The sequence below is a fragment of the Pseudomonas sp. BN417 genome (assembly GCF_029871205.1).
In the GTDB taxonomy this organism is placed as follows: domain Bacteria; phylum Pseudomonadota; class Gammaproteobacteria; order Pseudomonadales; family Pseudomonadaceae; genus Metapseudomonas.
Genome location: NZ_SSOJ01000096.1, coordinates 13,344 through 29,518 on the forward strand (window position 1 = coordinate 13,344; position 16,175 = coordinate 29,518).

Annotated in this window: 15 protein-coding genes; 4 read left to right on the forward strand and 11 right to left on the reverse strand. The window is 66.7% G+C overall.

Features of this window, described 5'->3' with window-relative positions; all coding sequences use genetic code 11:
- Positions 1-139 precede the first annotated feature (139 nt).
- Entirely contained in the window at positions 140-1,192 is a 1,053-nt protein-coding gene (locus E8F11_RS12045; RefSeq protein ID WP_280289052.1) for a Gfo/Idh/MocA family oxidoreductase, read from the reverse strand.
- Between the two features lie 77 nt (positions 1,193-1,269).
- Between E8F11_RS12045 and E8F11_RS12050 the strand changes: the two genes are divergently transcribed.
- The 3 genes from E8F11_RS12050 to E8F11_RS12060 all read left to right on the forward strand — a co-directional run bounded on the left by E8F11_RS12050 (position 1,270) and on the right by E8F11_RS12060 (position 4,993).
- Positions 1,270-2,214 (forward strand): LysR family transcriptional regulator, encoded by a 945-nt coding sequence (locus E8F11_RS12050; protein WP_280289053.1) that lies wholly within the window; start codon positions 1,270-1,272, stop codon positions 2,212-2,214.
- Between the two features lie 89 nt (positions 2,215-2,303).
- Positions 2,304-3,497, forward strand: a complete 1,194-nt coding sequence (gltS, locus tag E8F11_RS12055) for a sodium/glutamate symporter (protein ID WP_280289054.1) — start codon at positions 2,304-2,306, stop codon at positions 3,495-3,497.
- A gap of 2 nt (positions 3,498-3,499) precedes the next feature.
- Positions 3,500-4,993 (forward strand): TAXI family TRAP transporter solute-binding subunit, encoded by a 1,494-nt coding sequence (locus E8F11_RS12060; protein ID WP_280289055.1) that lies wholly within the window; start codon positions 3,500-3,502, stop codon positions 4,991-4,993.
- Positions 4,994-5,051: 58 nt separating this feature from the next.
- Here E8F11_RS12060 and E8F11_RS12065 read toward each other — a convergent pair whose 3' ends face one another.
- On the reverse strand, positions 5,052-5,747 hold the full coding sequence (locus E8F11_RS12065; protein WP_280289056.1) for a lipopolysaccharide kinase InaA family protein: 696 nt from the start codon (positions 5,745-5,747) through the stop codon (positions 5,052-5,054).
- Positions 5,748-5,975: 228 nt separating this feature from the next.
- Here E8F11_RS12065 and E8F11_RS12070 point away from each other — a divergent pair, with 228 nt between their 5' ends.
- Complete coding sequence (locus E8F11_RS12070) at positions 5,976-6,320, forward strand: cupin domain-containing protein (protein WP_280289057.1); 345 nt, start codon at positions 5,976-5,978, stop codon at positions 6,318-6,320.
- Positions 6,321-6,463: 143 nt separating this feature from the next.
- Here E8F11_RS12070 and E8F11_RS12075 read toward each other — a convergent pair whose 3' ends face one another.
- The 9 genes from E8F11_RS12075 to hisC all read right to left on the reverse strand — a co-directional run bounded on the left by E8F11_RS12075 (position 6,464) and on the right by hisC (position 16,159).
- Positions 6,464-7,261 (reverse strand): SDR family oxidoreductase, encoded by a 798-nt coding sequence (locus tag E8F11_RS12075; protein WP_280289058.1) that lies wholly within the window; start codon positions 7,259-7,261, stop codon positions 6,464-6,466.
- A gap of 128 nt (positions 7,262-7,389) precedes the next feature.
- Complete coding sequence (gene tatA, locus E8F11_RS12080) at positions 7,390-7,638, reverse strand: twin-arginine translocase TatA/TatE family subunit (RefSeq protein WP_280289059.1); 249 nt, start codon at positions 7,636-7,638, stop codon at positions 7,390-7,392.
- Between the two features lie 68 nt (positions 7,639-7,706).
- Positions 7,707-8,165, reverse strand: a complete 459-nt coding sequence (locus tag E8F11_RS12085; RefSeq protein ID WP_280289060.1) for a nuclear transport factor 2 family protein — start codon at positions 8,163-8,165, stop codon at positions 7,707-7,709.
- A 26-nt stretch (positions 8,166-8,191) separates the two neighbouring features.
- Positions 8,192-8,575 (reverse strand): c-type cytochrome, encoded by a 384-nt coding sequence (locus tag E8F11_RS12090; protein WP_280289061.1) that lies wholly within the window; start codon positions 8,573-8,575, stop codon positions 8,192-8,194.
- Between the two features lie 30 nt (positions 8,576-8,605).
- On the reverse strand, positions 8,606-10,336 hold the full coding sequence (locus E8F11_RS12095) for an FAD-dependent oxidoreductase (protein ID WP_280289062.1): 1,731 nt from the start codon (positions 10,334-10,336) through the stop codon (positions 8,606-8,608).
- Between the two features lie 84 nt (positions 10,337-10,420).
- Positions 10,421-11,305, reverse strand: a complete 885-nt coding sequence (locus tag E8F11_RS12100) for a transporter (protein ID WP_280289063.1) — start codon at positions 11,303-11,305, stop codon at positions 10,421-10,423.
- 822 nt (positions 11,306-12,127) lie between these two features.
- A complete protein-coding gene (cmk, locus tag E8F11_RS12105) occupies positions 12,128-12,814 on the reverse strand; it encodes a (d)CMP kinase (RefSeq protein WP_280289064.1) in 687 nt (228 codons plus the stop codon).
- On the reverse strand, positions 12,811-15,054 hold the full coding sequence (locus E8F11_RS12110; RefSeq protein WP_280289065.1) for a bifunctional prephenate dehydrogenase/3-phosphoshikimate 1-carboxyvinyltransferase: 2,244 nt from the start codon (positions 15,052-15,054) through the stop codon (positions 12,811-12,813). The genes cmk and E8F11_RS12110 overlap by 4 nt, the downstream gene beginning before the upstream one ends.
- Positions 15,047-16,159, reverse strand: coding sequence for a histidinol-phosphate transaminase (hisC, locus tag E8F11_RS12115; RefSeq protein ID WP_280289066.1), 1,113 nt, complete (start codon positions 16,157-16,159; stop codon positions 15,047-15,049). The genes E8F11_RS12110 and hisC overlap by 8 nt, the downstream gene beginning before the upstream one ends.
- Positions 16,160-16,175: the final 16 nt, after the last annotated feature.

Genomic DNA, 16,175 nt, shown 5'->3' on the forward strand with positions numbered 1-16,175 from the left:
GGGCTGAGCTCCGCGAAGCCCAACAGCCCAACTTCGGCGTTCAGGATCGCTGGGGCTCGCAGGCCAGGGTCTGCGGGGCCGCTAAGCGGCCCTTTCGCGAATGAATTCGCCCCCACAGGAAAAGCACCAAGGCAGGCCTTCAATCCTGCGCCACCTCCACCACCCCGCCCTCGCGCGCCGCCCGGGCGATGGCCTCCACCACCCGCAGGTTCTGCAAGCCGTCGCGGACGCTCACCAGGGGTTCGGCCTCGCCACGGATGACCTGACAGAAATGTTCCAGCTGCAGCGCCAGGGGATCTTCACGGCGCAGTTCAGCCACTTCGCAGGTGAAGGGCTTCCACCAGGAGCGGTCCTCCGGCTGGTCGTAGCACTTCAGGCGCAGGGTGGGCACGGCCAGGGAGCCGCCGGTGCCGGCAATCAGGTAGCAGTCCTCGTCGTCGTAGCTGGGGTAGTCGCGATTCTCACCGGAGGTCTGTTCCCAACTGCGGGCAGAAGCGGCGGTGTCGGAAAGCAGGAAGCTGCCCAGCGCGCCATTGGCGAAGCACAGGCTGATGGCCACCGTGTCTTCCACCGGGAATCCACGAGTGGCGCTGGAGGCCAGGGCCTGGACCGCGGTTATCTCGCCGCACAGCGAACGGAGGTTGCCGATCTCGTGGATCAGGTTGATGAGCACCGGGCCGCCGCCGGCCTCGCGGCGCCAGGGCGCGGCATCGAAATAGTCGTCCGGCTTGTAGAAGAGCGCGCTGCCCATCACCGCCACCAGCGCCCCCAGGCTACCCTGGCGGATGATCTCCCGAGCCTGGGCCAGGATCGGACTGTGGGCGCGGTGGTGGCCCACCAGCAATGGCACCCGCGAGCCACGGGCCGCCGCCAGCAGCCGCTCGCCCTCTTCCAGGGTATGCGCCACGGGCTTCTCGACCAGCGCGGCGACACCGGCCTGCAGGCAGGTCAGGGCCTGCTCCACGTGCAGCTGGTTGGGGGTGGCGAGGATGATCCCGTCCGGCCGCGCCTGCTCGAACAGCGCCTCCAGCGAGGGGAACAGCGGCACTCCGGCCCGTTCGGCCACCTCGCGGGCGGCGGGCGCTGGGTCGACCAGGGCCACGGGTTCGCAGGAGCGGCTGGCCTGGAGGAGTTCGAGGTGGCGCTGGCCGATCAGGCCGGCGCCGGCAATGGCGATGCGGAGGCTGTTCATGTCGTTCGATCTGTTCCGGTGGAGGAAAGGGGCGAGCGAAAGACTAATATTCACTATCGGATCTATAATCCGCCTCCATGAAAAATCAGAATGCGCTATTAGCGAATAATGACCCCTTCCTCCGCGACCTCTTGCTGTTCTGCAGTGTGGCGCGGCGTTCCAGCTTCGTCGCCGGGGCGACCGAGCTGGGCATCTCCCCGGCCCACGTCAGCAAGCGCATCGCCATGCTGGAAGAGTCCCTCGGGGTCAAGCTGTTCAACCGCACCACGCGGCGGGTGAATATCACGGCCGACGGCGAGGCCGCCTTCGCCTGGGCGCAGAAGATCCTCGAAGACGTGGAAGGCATGGTCGAGGCCCTCTCCGGGCTGCGCGGCGAACCGACCGGCGTGCTGCGCATCGCCACCAGCCTGCGCCTGGGCCGCGACTACCTGTCGCCGGTGCTGTCGCTGTTGCGCCAGCGCTATCCGGGCCTGGAAGTCTGGCTGGAGCTGCTGGACCGGCGGGTGGACCTGATCGGCGAGAACTTCGACATCGACCTGCGCGTGGGCGAGGTGCACGAGCCGCACCTGATTGCCCACAAGATCGCCGAAAGCTACCGCATGCTCTGCGCCGCGCCGGCTTACCTCGAGCGGCATGGCCAGCCGCGCACCCTGGCCGACCTGGCACAGCACGATTGCCTGCTGTTCCGCGAGCGCGAGCTGGGCTTCGGCGTCTGGCGCCTGAGCGGCCCCAACGGCGAGGAAACGGTGAAAGTGACCGGCCCCATGGCCTCCAACCACAGCGACGTGGTGCGCCAATGGGCCCACGAAGGCCACGGAGTGATCATGGCGTCGGTCTGGGACGCCGCGCCCAGCATCAGGGCTGGCAAACTGGTGCAGGTGCTGCCGGCCTACCGGCAGGCCGCCGACGTCTGGGCGGTGACCGCCGCCAGGGCTTCCGGCTCGGCCAAGGTGAAACTGTGCATCGACTTCCTTGCGGAAAAACTGACCCGGGGCCCCCACGCCCTGGACACCCACCTCTGAGGCTGGGTCGACAAGCTCCGCCTCCTTGGCTAGACCTCTAGGCAGGTGGCCCCGTTGTCGCGGGGCCACGTCTGGCAGGGAGCTCTGACGTGACGCTGCAACCCCTGGAAACCCTTCTCGTGGCCGCCCTGGCGCTGCTCCTGGGGCGTCTGGTCAATCGCCTCATTCCCGTGCTGTCTCGCTACAACATCCCGGAGCCGATCACCGGAGGCCTGGTGGTCTCCATCGGCCTGGCCCTGGCAGGCGCGGCAAGCGACTTCAGCGTGGAGTTCGACACCACCATGAAGCCGGCCCTGCTGCTGGCCTTTTTCTCCGCCGTGGGACTGTCGGCGGACCTGGCCATGCTCAAGCACGGCGGCAAGCGCCTGGTTCTATTCGTCATCGCCCTGATTCCCTTCCTCTTCCTGCAGAACATCCTCGGCATCCTGGTCGCCTGGGGCCTGGACATGCACCCGCTGATGGGGCTGGTGGGCGGCACCATTACCCTGGTCGGCGGCCACGGCACCGGCGCCGCCTATGCCGAGCGCTTCGCCGAAGTGAACAACCTGCAATCGATCATGGAGCTGTCGATGACCGGCGCCACCCTCGGCCTGGTGGCCGGCGGGATCATCGGCGGGCCGCTGGCGCAATGGCTGATCAAGCGCCATCAACTAGCGGGTAACGCCGCCCATGCCGGACACCACGAGATTGCCGGTGACGACACGACCGCTCCCGCCACCGCCGGCAACTTCCTCACCGTACTGGCGGCCACGCTGGCGGCGCTGGTGGCCGGGCAGGTGCTGGCCGGACTGTTCGGCGAGGGCGCGGTTACCCTGCCGAGCTTCCTCTGGTGCCTGCTGCTGGGGGTCGCGATTCGCAACCTCCTGCCTCTGGCAGGCGTGCGTCTGAACGACGGCTCCATCGACCTGCTGGCCTCGGTCACCCTCTCGCTGTTCCTGGTGATCACCATGATGGCGCTCAACCTCGGCCACGTCGCCAGCGTGGCCGGCCCGTTGCTGCTGATGCTGATCGGGCAGTCGGCGCTCGCCATGGTCTACGGCGCCTGGGTGGTCTACCGCTATACCGGCCGGGACTACGAAAGCGCGGTGCTTTCGGCGGCGTTCTGCGGGTTCGCCATCGGCGCCACGGCCACCGCCATCGCCAACATGCAGGCCATCGCCCACAAATACGGGCCGGCACCGGAGGCCTTCATCGTCGCGCCGCTGGTAGGTGCCTTCCTCATCGACCTGCTCAATGCGCTGGTGCTCACCGGCTTCCTGGCATTGCCGGGAATGGGAGGTTGACCATGATCCGCGCCCTGCTGGTCGGCCTGCTGGCACTGACGCTCGCGGCCTGCTCCAAAGGCCCCGACCAGACCACCCTGGAAAACGAAGTGCAGCAACGCCTGCAACAGGCCTTTGGCGCCAACGTGCTCAGTCTTGAACAACTGGACCGGCGTGGATCGGCCAGCGACGCCAATGCCCCGCCCGGCGAAAAGCGCCTGGTGATCTACTTCGATAGCACCCTCGAAGTCGAACGCGACCAGGACTTCGGCTCCTGGGATTCCCCCGGCGTCGCCAGCCTGATCAGCGCCCTGGGCGCGGGCCCGCGCGGCCTGTCCGGAATCCGCAGCGGCGGCAATAAACAGGGCGATCTTCTGCTGGCCCACGGCAGCCTGATCTACCGCCAGCAAGGCGACGGCTGGCAGGCAGTGGTGCCCCAGGGCTTCAAGGCCCCGCCGGCGCCCGAAACCATCGAGCCGGGTGTGGGCCAGACCCGCGAGCAACTGGTGGCGGCCATGAGCACAGCGCTCAACCTCTCGCCCGGCGGCACCGGGGTGAAGGAGCGGGCGATCATCTCCGACGAGGTGAGCCGTGCAGTGAGCAATATCCAGGGCCGGCTGAGCCGCCTGCAGAAGGGCTTCCCCCTGGCCGGTGGGCCCGCTGCCGGACAATACGCGCGCCTGGCCCAGGCCATGACCAGCCTGCTGCACCCCAAAGGCCTGCAACTGATGCCTCTGAATACCGAGGGCGGCCTGGACAACCTGCGCATGCTGCGCCGGGGCGACGTAGTTCTGGCCCTGTCCCAGAGCGACATGGCGCAGCTGGCAGTCAACGGCAGCGGCCCCTTTGCCGAGACCGGCCCCTACTCCGGCCTGCGCGCCCTGGCCAGCCTCTATCCGGAACCGGTGCATGTGCTGGTTCGCGGAGACAGCCCGGTGCGCGACCTGGCCGGCCTGCGCGGCAAGCGGGTCAACCTGGGCCAGCCGGGCTCCGCCTCGCGGGATACCGCCCTGGCCGTGCTGGCGGCCCACGGCCTACAGCCCGAAGACCTCGCCGAAGCGGCCAGCCTGGACCTGCAACAGGCCCTGACGGCCATTCGCGACGGACGCCTGGACGCCACCCTGCAGGTGATAGGCGCGCCCGCCGACAGTATCCGCGCCGCCAGCGAGGCCATGCAGCTGCGCCTGCTGCCCCTGGAGGAATCCGCCATACGCCAACTGGAAGCCAGCCGCCCCGGCACCTTCGCCACCCAGGTGGCGGCCGGGACCTACCCCAACCAGACAGCGCCCGTGCCCACCCTGGCCGTGAGCGCCCTGCTGCTCTGCGACGCAAAACTCAGCGCGGGCGAGGTCGACCAACTGGTGCGCCAGGTGTTCGCTCCGGACAACGACTGGTTGGCCGCCGGCAGCATCCAGGGCGAGCAATTGTCACCGGCCAACGCCCGGCGCGGCCTGGCCATTCCCCTCCACGAAGGCGCACTGCGCGCCCTGGGCCAGCCGCAAGAGCCCACCCCGTAGGGGTGGGCCGGGCGGCGATCCGCTTCAGCCGACCGCCGAGATCGATAGTCGGCCGAAGTCAAGGCACGTAGCCGCTTTCCATGACATCCCGGTAGGCCGCGGCGAAGGCCTTCCAGTCCTCTTCCGGCATCGGCTTGTGCAGCTGCTTGAACTGCTCGTAGTCATGCTTGGCGGCGCTGTAGCTGGTCAAGCGATGACAGCTCTTGGCCAGGCCAAGCATGGCAATCTCCACCGTCTTCTCCCGCCCGCCCGTTACCTTGACGAAGATGTTCTTCGGGTACAGGCGGCCATGCTCCCAGCCGCCGAGGTGCATGCGTCCCACGGTGTTGGCCAGTTGCTGGAGCACCTGCTGGTTGAGCTCCGCCGGCGCCGGTTCGGCATACCATTCCTCGAGGCTGCGGAAGCCGTCCAGGCTCTCGGTAATGAGCAGGGCCTGCCATTCGGTCTCGGTCTTGCGCGCCGCGCTGAACACCACCTTGGGTACGCGGATGCCCAGCCGCGCCAGGGCCTGCAGGGCCTGCAGCTCGTGGAGGATGGTGGGCTGGCCGAAGGGATGGACCATGGAGCGGTGGAAATGATTGATCTGGCGCTTGCTGTAGAGCAACTGGCCGTCCGGCGTGTGCAGCCGCTGGATGCCGCTTTCCCCGCTGTAGAGCTGATCCTGGGACTCGAACCACTCGCCATAGGTGTCCCACCACTTGTCGAAGCTGGCGTCCTCGGTGGCGCTGTCGTGCCTGAACCACTGGGTGTTCATCGGAGCACCTCCTCGCGGAGCACGACCGCCCCGCAGGGTTACTGCCAAGGCAACCCTTCGCGGGCCGCCGCCTGAGGCCGGGAACCTGACCCCCTGGAATTCAACTTAGCGCCCTTTTGCACCTTTTGCCGGCGCGTTTACAGGCACCTGGGGGTCGAATCCAGACAACTCCCGGTACGGCATTGGAAATATGGTGACGGACCTTTCATCAGATCGATTGGAGCTGACATGTCTGATTTCATCACCGTTCTGCGCGAAACCTGCCCCACTCCGGTCCTGGATGCCACCAAGTGGAAACGCATCGGCGGCGATCCGCACACCGTGAACCTCAATGCCTACCTCTCCAAGGACGGCAGCAAGATCATGGGCACCTGGATCTGCACCCCGGGCAAGTTCGAGGTGAACTACGAGAAGTGGGAGTACTGCCACTTCCTCGACGGCTACTGCATCATCACCCCGGAAGGCGAGCAGCCGGTGCACCTGAAGGCCGGTGATGTGTTCGTGATCGAGCCCGGCATGAAGGGCACCTGGGAAGTGGTGGAAACGGTGCGCAAGTACTTCGTCTTCGCCTGAGCCCGTTCGGATTGACAGGTATCGCTGCTCTCGACCTGTAGGAGCGAATTCATTCGCGAAATGGCCAAGCGCCCCTCTGCCTGGGAGCAGAGGTGAAAAAGTAAAGGCCGGGCAATCGCCCGGCCTTTTCTTCGTCTGCCCGATCAGGCCTTGTAGCGCGCAGCGGCCTTCGACAGCGACAGGTTCGGCGCCATCTGGAAGCGCGCGGCAGTGAAGCGCTCCCAGTCAGCCTGCTCCGGCAGCGAGGGGATGGTCACCAGTTCGCCCTGGTCCAGGCCGGCCAGCGCCGCATCGACCATCTCGTCCACGTCCATGAGGATTTCCTGGGGAATGTTCTCGATACCGGTGCCCGAGCGCTCCCAGATTTCCGTACGGGTCGCCCCCGGCAGCACCACCTGGACGCGCACACCCTTGTCCCGCACCTCCTGGTTCAGCGACTGGCTGAGGTTCAGCACGTAGGCCTTGGTGCCGCTGTAGGTGCCATTGAACATTTCCGGGGCCAGGGCCAGCACCGAGGCGATGTTGATCAGCGTGCCGCGCCCCTGGGCGACGAAATTTGCGGCCGCAGCGGCGGCCAGGTGAGTCACCGCCACCACGTTGAGCTGGATCATCGCGTCGAAGCGGTCCAGGTCGGTATCCAGCAGGCTGCCGCTGATGGCCACGCCGGCGTTGTTCACCAGCAGGCTGATGGCTGCATCACTGCGCAACCGTTGCGCCACGCGGTTCAGGTCGGCCCTGTCGGTCAGGTCGGCCTTCATCACCTCCACCTTCACCCCGGCCTGCTCACGCAATTGTGCCGCCAGGGCTTCCAGGCGGGCCTGGTCACGGGCGACCAGCAGCAGGTCGTAGCCCCGCTCGGCCAGGCGCCTGGCATAGGTGGCACCGATGCCGGTGGACGCGCCGGTGATCAGGGCAACGCCTTGGTGCTTCTGTTCGCTCATGGTTCTGTCTCCAGGAAATTATTCGGGGATTCGAGTGAGGAACTTAAATTACACTCGTAATATTACGGGAGCAATATATCTCATTCGCCACTCGTCGTTCCATGAACCTGGAAGGTCCCGGATGCCCTTCAGCCGCCTTGTGACGAAGCGGGAACCTCAGCGGCGCGTACGACCGCAGGCGGCCCCGGCTTGGCTAGGGTTGGCGACGGCTCCGCGATGACGGACGGGGAGTCCGCCGCCTCCGGGCTCATCGCCCGGCGAAAGCCCTTGATGGCCTCGCCCAGATCGGGGCCGAGGGTCTTGAGGCGTTTGGTGCCGAACAGCAGTACGGCGACGACGATGATGACCAGCCAGTGCTTCCAGTCGGTGATGCCCATGGTCTCGCTCCTCGCGGGAATTCAGGGAAATTCTGGGCGGGCACCGGTGTGGCAACCCGCCCGCCGCATCATTGGTTCAGCCAGGGATAGCGCGCGGAATCGCGGCCGCCGTAGTCCGGGTCGAGGTAGATGAAGCAGCGCTGGATCTTCCAGTCGCGGATCTCGAACACGTCGCACCAATGGCCCGCACCCCAGCCGGGTATGCCGGCTCGCCAGGGGCCGTCGACATGCTCGCCGTGACTGGTGCCCTCGCAGACCACCAGGTCGCTGCCTGAGAAGATCCAGTTGAAGTGCGAGTAGTCATGGGTGATCGACTTGAGGCGGCTACCGAGGTCGCCGAACATCTTGCCGATCTGCTCACGGCCGGTGGCCAGGCCCCACTTGGGAAACAGCACCTGGGCGTCTTCGGCGAAGAGGTCGAGGATGCTGCCACCCGTGGAGGTGATACCGCCGTTGTCGAAGGCTTTCAGGTATTCCAGCGCCACCGACTTGCGCTGCTCGTCGGTCATGGTCTGTGTGCTCAGCATGGGAGTCTCCGGTTCGCGAAAATGGATCAGTGCAGGGACTGGACGTACTGGATGATCCGGGCGCGCTTGGCCGGGTCATCCTGGAAGTAGGTCATGGCGTTGCCCGGCGCCACCGCCTGGGTGTCGGTCAGCCAGGCATCGAGCAGCTGGTTGTCCCAGGTCTTGTCTGCCATGGCCTGGCGGAAGCCCTCGGAGTAAGTGAAACCGGCCGCGCTGCCCGCCTTGCGGCCGATCAGGCCGTACAGGTTCGGACCCTGGCCGTGGGGCTCGCCCTGCTTGAAGGTGTGGCAGACCGCGCAGTGGTTGCTGGTCAGCTTTTCGGCCAGGGCCAGGTCGTCGGCCTGGGCCGCGCCGGCGGCGCCAAGGAACAGCAGGCCCAGGGCCAGCTCGCGCTTGAAGGGATTGCGCATCGTGATTGCCTCGCGGGTACGGCGGCCGGGTCAGGCCTTCTTGGATTCGAGATGGGCCTTGTTCGCCGCACGGTAGGCGAAGGCCAGGATCGGGCCGAGGGTTGCGCCGCCGGCCCAGTAAGCGCGGCCGGATGCCGAGGCGACGCAGTTGCCAACACCGTAGAGCCCCGGGATGGGTTGGTTGGCGTTGTCCAGCACCTGGCCGTGGGAGTTGGTTTTCGGACCGCCCTTGGTATCAAGGTTGCCGCCGGTGATCAGCGCCGCGTAGTACGGCCCCTCCCCCGCCAAAGGGTGCAAGGTGGGGTTGGCGGAGTCCTCGCCCGGCTTCACGTTGCCATTGAAGAGCTTTTCGACGGTCAGCTCACCGCGTTGGAAGTCGCTGTCCTTGCCGGCCTTTGCCAGAGCGTTGAAGCGCGCGACGCTGCCCTTCAGGTTGTCGAGGAAGTCAGCAGCGAGCGTCAGCCCGCCGGTCTCGGAACGGTATTTCTCCAGACGCTCTTCGATGGCCTTGGCCAGGGCTTCCAGGGTGTCGCCCTTGATCACATGGCGGTCGTTGGCGCCCGCCGGGACGATGGGCGAGCCGTACTCGTCGCTGGCGCAGTAGGTCTGGGCGCGCTGGTCCCAGATGGAAATCATCACCAGGTTGGGGTATTCGGCCCTGCTGCCATCCCACTGGAAGAAGGTGGGCACCAACTCGTTGTAGACGGTTTTCTCGTTCACCACGCGCTTGCCGTACTTGTTCACCATCAGCATGGAGTCGCCGGTCATGGTGAAGATGCCGGACATGGAACCGTCCCTGGCCAGGGCCTTCTCCAGCAGGATCGGGCAGTGCCAGGCGTAGTTCATGTTGCGCAGTTGCACGCCCAGTTCGCTGGCGATGCGGATGAAGTCGCCCTCGTTGGTCAGGGTGGCGCAGCCGCCGTAGACCGGGGCGTTGAGGAAGTTGCGGCGCAGTTCGGCATCGTGGGTGAAGCCGCCGCTGGCGAAGATCACCGCCTTGCGTGCGCGCACCCGCTGCAAGGTGCCCTCTTCGGTTTCCACCTCGACGCCGATGGCGGCGTCCTGTTCGTTGGTGAGCACGCGGGTCACCCGCGTCCCGGTGCGGATCACCACGCCGTCGCGGCGCGCCGCGGCGGTCAGGGTACGGATCGCCACGCGGCCACCGTCGGACATGCTCGGGCGCGCATCACGGGGCACCAGCACGCGCCCTTTCGGCGCCTTGTCCTCGGGAATCTCGCACCAGTAGTCCGGCACGTCGGCACAGTGGCGATACGGCAGGGCGTCCTTCTCGGCCAGCAGTTCGGCGGCGGGTGAAGCGCTGTCGTAGATCGCCTCGCACATTTCGTACTCCCAGTCGCTCAGGCCCAGCTTGGGCAGCGCGGGATCGAAGGATTGCGGACGGGTGAGCCGCGCCACATAGCGCAGGAAGTCCGGCTTCGGGTCGCTCATGCCGGCATCGCGCATGGCCTTGTTGTTCGGCACCCAGTACCAGAACGCGGCCTTGGCAGCGGTGCCGCCTGGGCTCGCGGCCTTTTCCAGGATGACCACATCGTTGCCCAGCCAGCGGGCGAACAGGGCAGCAGGCAGGCCGCCCCCTCCCCCGCCGCAGACCACGATGTCGTGTTCGCTGTCGAATGGCTCGCCTTCCGCGCTGGCCTTGCCGACCGCCAGCCCGCCAAGGGCCATGGCCGCGGTGCCGGCGCCGGCGGCCTTGATGAAGTTGCGTCGGGTGGTGGCGAGCTTCTGTTGTTCGTCGTTCATGGTCGACTCTCCAGGTGCGATGAAGGCCCCGGGCGGTATGCCGGGGCGCGTCGGGAAATGGGAAAAGGCGAGGCGCCGGGCGGATTACCAGTAGTGCCAGAGCTGCAGGAACAGGCCGTCGGTGACACTGGTGTTGCGGCCTTCCACGCCCTTGGAGTAATGCAGCGAGACCTGGTCCCACATCTTCTGGGCATAGAGGCTCTGGATGCCCGGCTTGAGCTGGAACAGCACGCCAGCGCCGAGGGCGGTTTCGTCGGATTCGGAGTCGGGGATGATGCGGCCCCAGCGGTCGTCGGATCCCCAGGTCTTCTGGTGGTCGTAACTGAGGAATGGCGTCATCTGGTAGGTGGGCCGGTCGAGCACGTTGTAGCCAAGGCGCAGGTTGGCGTGGAAGGTGTTGCCCGGCTCCGTGTCGTGCGGACCGTCGCCACGGAGGATGCCGCCCACCAGCAGGTCGACGTTCACCTTGCCAAACCACTCGTTGTAGAAGAGCGACGGCCAGAAGGACCAGGTGTCGCTGCTTACCGAGTCGGCGCCGACCGGCACCTGCACGTAGGCTTGCGCGCCGAGGGTGCGCAGCGGCGTGGGGTTGTACCAGACCAGGCCGCCAACCAGGGGATCGCCCAGGCCGCTGACGCGCACGCCATTTCCGCGCACGGCCACCTCCGGTACGGTGATGCTCGCGATGAAGCCGTTCTTCGGCAGGCCGTCGACCTTCCAGTAATGCAGCAGCGAGGACAGGCCGACGTAGGTATCGGTGCCGCTGCCCTTGACCTTGTCGCCGTCGTCGTCGAAGCGCTTGCTGTCGTCGTTCCACTGCACGTATTGGCCGAACGAGTTGTAGGGCTCGGTGAAGTCCGAGCTGAACTGGAAGCTCTGCGGCCGGTTGCCCGCAAAGGGGATCCCCGAGGCCTGGGCTTGCGGGTGCGGAAGGAGGCCGGCACCCAGCATCAAAGTGCTCAGTGCCATCGAAGGGGCCCTGCTGTTTACTAAGCGCATTCAGGACATTCCTGCTGTTGTTCTTGTTTTCGGGACGAAGCGCTCCCGTTTGCGCGACCTCGCGGGCCGAGCAATGGGGCATCTGCAATCGGTTGCGGTGCGGGACCGGCGTCAGGCGTCAGGCGCCGCTTTCGCACGGTCAGGCAGTGGTGCAGGTGGATGCCGACCAGGGTTCGCAGGGCAGGCGCGCTGGAGCGGGAGTCGTGCAGAATCGAACGGGAGCGAGGTGAGTGAGGACGCATGGCATTGACCTTGTTGTTATTCGTTCGCCTGTGGCCGTCGGCAGTGACATGCGGAGGAAGGCAGCCCGCTTGCCCTGTCGAAGCCGATGCGTGGGGCGGATCGGCTCGTGCGGCTGGGGCACGCTACAAAACGCCCTCATCGGCAACAATGTCGCTTTTGCCGATATGAGTGTTCGCGAGTCGAGAACAATCAGGTATCGCTGCCAGGCTCGGGGCGCACGGCCAGCAGGGACGGGGCTTCTGTGCAATGAGGCGGTGGCAAGGAGGGAATGGGAACGCGTGCGTGACGGCCGATAATCGCCCGGATTCCCAAATCCAGCACCCGTGGGGCTGCAACCTGGTCTTGTGGGGGCGACTTCAGTCAATCGATCAGCCAGCTCGGGAGCCCAATGATTCTCGCGCCCGTCGCGCATTCCAGGGCCAGGCACAGATCGCCCGGCAAGGCCTCCAACATAGTTGGGCTTGGTGAGGCTCTGCCCAACCTACCCTTGCGGCACAAAGAAAAACGCCGCAGTCATGAGACTGCGGCGTTTTCAGTTGCGGCGCTGGATCAGTCGTCCAGGCCGAGGGCAGCGAAGGCTTCGAGGATCTTGTCCTGCACTTCTTCGATGCTGAGGCTGGTGGAATCCAGGATCAGTGCGTCTTCGGCCGGTTTGAGCGGCGCCACCGAGCGCTGGCTGTCGCGCTCGTCGCGCTCCTGGATTTCCAGCAGCAGGGAGGCTTGGTCGGCTTCCATGCCCTTGCCCTTGAGCTGCAGGTAGCGACGGCGGGCGCGCTCCTCGGCGCTGGCAGTGAGGAAGATCTTCAACTGCGCCTGGGGGAAGACAACGGTGCCCATGTCGCGGCCATCGGCCACCAGGCCGGGGGCTTCGAGGAAGGCGCGCTGGCGTTGCAGCAGGGCCTCACGCACCACCGGCAGCGCGGCAACCTGCGAGGCGCCGGCGCCCACCTGTTCGGAGCGAATCACGTCGGTGACGTCCTCGCCTTCCAGGATGATGCGCTGGCCACCACCGGCCTTGGCGTTGAACTGCACGTCCAGGTGCGCCGCCAGGACCTTGAGGGATTCCTCGTTGGTCAGGTCGACGCCGTGGTTGCGCGCGGCGAAGGCCAGCAGGCGGTACAGCGCGCCGGAGTCCAGCAGGCGCCAGCCCAGGCGCTTGGCCAGCAGGCCGGCGACTGTGCCCTTGCCGGAGCCGCTGGGTCCGTCGATGGCGATCACGGGCACGATGACGCTCATGCCTTGCCCTCTTCCGCAACGCGGATGCCGACCTGGGCCGCGAGGCCGAGGAAGTTCGGGAAGGAGGTGGCGACGTTGGCACAGTCATGGATGCGGATCGGCGCGCTGGCGCGCAGGGACGCAACGCTGAAGGACATGGCGATGCGGTGGTCGCCATGGCTCCAGACTTCGCCGCCGCCCATGGGGCCGCCTTCGATGACGATGCCGTCCGGAGTCGGTTCGGCCTTCACGCCCAGGGCCTGCAGGCCGTCGGCCATGACCTGGATGCGGTCGGACTCTTTCACCCGCAGTTCCTCGGCGCCCCGCAGCACGGTGCGGCCTTCGGCACAGGCGGCAGCAACGAAGAGCACGGGGAATTCGTCGATGGCCAGCGGCACCAGGTCCTCGGGGATGTCGATACCCTTCAGCTTGGCCGAACGCACACGGATGTCCGCCACCGGTTCGCCGCCCACTTCACGGACGTTCTCCAGGGTGATGTCGCCGCCCATCAGGCGCAGGATGTCGATCACGCCGGTACGGGTCGGGTTGATGCCGACGTGCTCCAGCAGCAGCTCGGAGCCTTGGGCGATGCTGCCGGCCACCAGGAAGAAGGCGGCCGAGGAGATATCCGCCGGCACTTCGATACGGCAGGCGCTGAGCTTGTGGCCGCTCTCGACAGTGGCGGTGTTGCCGTCCACCTTCACCGGGTAGCCGAAGCCTTGCAGCATGCGCTCGGTGTGGTCGCGAGTCGGTGCCGGCTCGCTCACCGAGGTTTCGCCGGCGGCGTAGAGGCCGGCGAGCAGCAGGCAGGATTTCACCTGGGCGCTGGCCATCGGCATTTCGTAGCTCATGCCGCTGAGGCGCTGGCCACCGCGGATGGTGAGCGGCGGACGGCCTTCGGGGCCGGTCTCGATGACCGCGCCCATTTCGCGCAGCGGCTTGGCCACGCGGTTCATCGGACGCTTGGACAGCGAAGCGTCTCCGGTCAGGGTGGTGTCGAAGGGCTGGGCCGCCAACAGGCCGCTGAGCAGGCGCATGGAGGTGCCGGAGTTGCCCAGGTAGAGCGGGCCGGGCGGCGGCTTCAGGCCGTGCAGGCCGACGCCGTGGATGGTCACGCGGCCGTGGTGCGGCCCCTCGATGACCACGCCCATGTCGCGGAAGGACTGCAGGGTCGCGAGGGCATCCTCGCCTTCGAGGAAGCCTTCGACCTCAGTGGTGCCTTCGGCCAGGGAGCCGAGCATGATCGAACGGTGGGAAATGGACTTGTCGCCCGGCACGCGGATGCGCCCGGCAAGTTGGCCACCCGGCTGCGCCAGGTAAATCAGGTCGTTGTTGTGCATGGCGTCCACATAGGCCCTACGGGCCAGGATTTTGCTGAAATGCTCGCGGGCGAAGCGGGCGCGGGTGAACACGCCCAGCAATTCATGCCCATCCCCTGCGTCGACCGCGCCGCGCAGGGCGTCGAGGTCGGCGCGAAAAGCGTCCAGGATGCGCAGCACAGCCTCGCGGTTGGCGAGGAAGATGTCATGCCACATCACCGGATCGCTGCCGGCGATCCGCGTGAAATCGCGGAAGCCGCCAGCGGCGTAACGGAAAATCTCCAGGTTCTCGCTGCGCTTGGCCAACGAGTCGACCAGGCCGAATGCCAGCAGGTGCGGCAGGTGGCTGGTCGCCGCGAGCACCTCGTCATGGTGCTCGACTTCCATGTGTTCTACATCTGCACCCAGGGCACGCCAGAGCTGGTCGACGCGCTGCAGGGCGTTTCTGTCGGTGTTCTCCAGCGGCGTGAGTATCACCTTGTGCCGGCGGAACAGGCCGGCGTTGGCCGCCTCCACTCCGCTCTTCTCCGAACCGGCGATGGGATGCCCGGGCACGAAGAGCGCCGGCATGCCATCGAAGACCCGGCTCGCGGCGCGCACCACATTGCCCTTGGCGCTGCCGACGTCGGTCAGTATCGCGCTCCCCAGGTCCAGGCGGGCCAACTTGCCGAGGAGTTTTTCCATGGCCAGGATAGGCACCGCCAGCTGGATCACATCGGCACCGCAACAGGCAGCGGCGAGGTCGGCTTCGCAACGGTCGACGACGCCGGTTTCCACGGCGATGCGGCAGGACTCCTGGTCCTTGTCGACACCCACCACTTCGGCGAACAGCCCCTTCTCGCGCAGCCCCTTGGCAAAGGAGCCGCCGATCAGGCCCAGGCCGATCACCACCAGGCGCCCGAAGATAGGCGCGCCCTGTTGCACGGACATGACATCAGCCACGGCCGAGCACCTTGGCCAGGGCCTCCAGGCAGCGGGCGTTCTCTTCTGGCAGGCCGATGGAGATGCGCAGGAAAGTAGGCATGCCGTAGCCGGCCACGGGGCGCAGGATCACGCCTTCTTGCAGCATGGCCAGGTTGATCGGCGCGGCATCGCGGCCGAAGTCGACGGCGATGAAGTTGCCCTTGGAGGGAATCCAGCCGAGGTCCAGGGCGCGGCAGCCCTCTTCCAGCTGGGCCATGCCGGCATCGTTGACGCGACGGCTCTCGGCCAGGTAGTCGGCATCCTCCAGCACCGCACAGGCGGCCGCCAGGGCCAGGCTGTTGACGTTGAAAGGCTGGCGCACGCGGTTCAGTACATCCGCCACCTGGGCGCTGGACAGGCCGTAGCCGACCCGCAGCGCGGCCAGGCCATAGGCCTTGGAGAAGGTGCGTGAAACCAGCAGGTTCGGGTAACGGGCCAGGTAGTCGAGGCCGTCTGGCAGTTCATCGCCCTCGGCGTATTCGATGTAGGCCTCGTCCAGCACCACCAGGACGCTTTCCGGGACCTTGGCGAGGAAATCTTCCAGCGCCGCCGGGCCGAACCAGGTACCGGTGGGGTTGTTCGGGTTGGCGATGAAGACCACACGGGTCTCGGCATCGATGGCCGTCAGCATGGCCGGCAGGTCATGACCGTAGTCCTTGGCCGGGACCACCTTGCCGGTAGCGCCCACGGCCTGGGTGGCGATGGGGTAGACGGCGAAGGCGTGCTGGCTGAACACGGCGTTCAGGCCCGGTGCCAGGTAGGCGCGGGCGACCAGGTCGAGGATGTCGTTGGAGCCGTTGCCCAGGGTGACCTGGGCCGGGGTCACGCCACAGCGCTCGGCCAGGCGGCGCTTGAGTTCGAAGCCGTTGCCGTCCGGGTAGCGGGTCAGCTCGGCCAGTTCGTTGCGGATGGCCTCCAGGGCCTTGGGGCTCGGACCCAGCGGGTTCTCGTTGCTGGCCAGTTTGACGATGCCGGCCGGGTCGAGGTCCAGCTCGCGGGCCAGTTCATCCACCGGCTTGCCGGGAACATAGGGCGAAAGTTTCTGCACGCCCGGCTGGGCAAGGGCGAGGAAGTCACAGCTCATAAGCAATGCTCTTGGT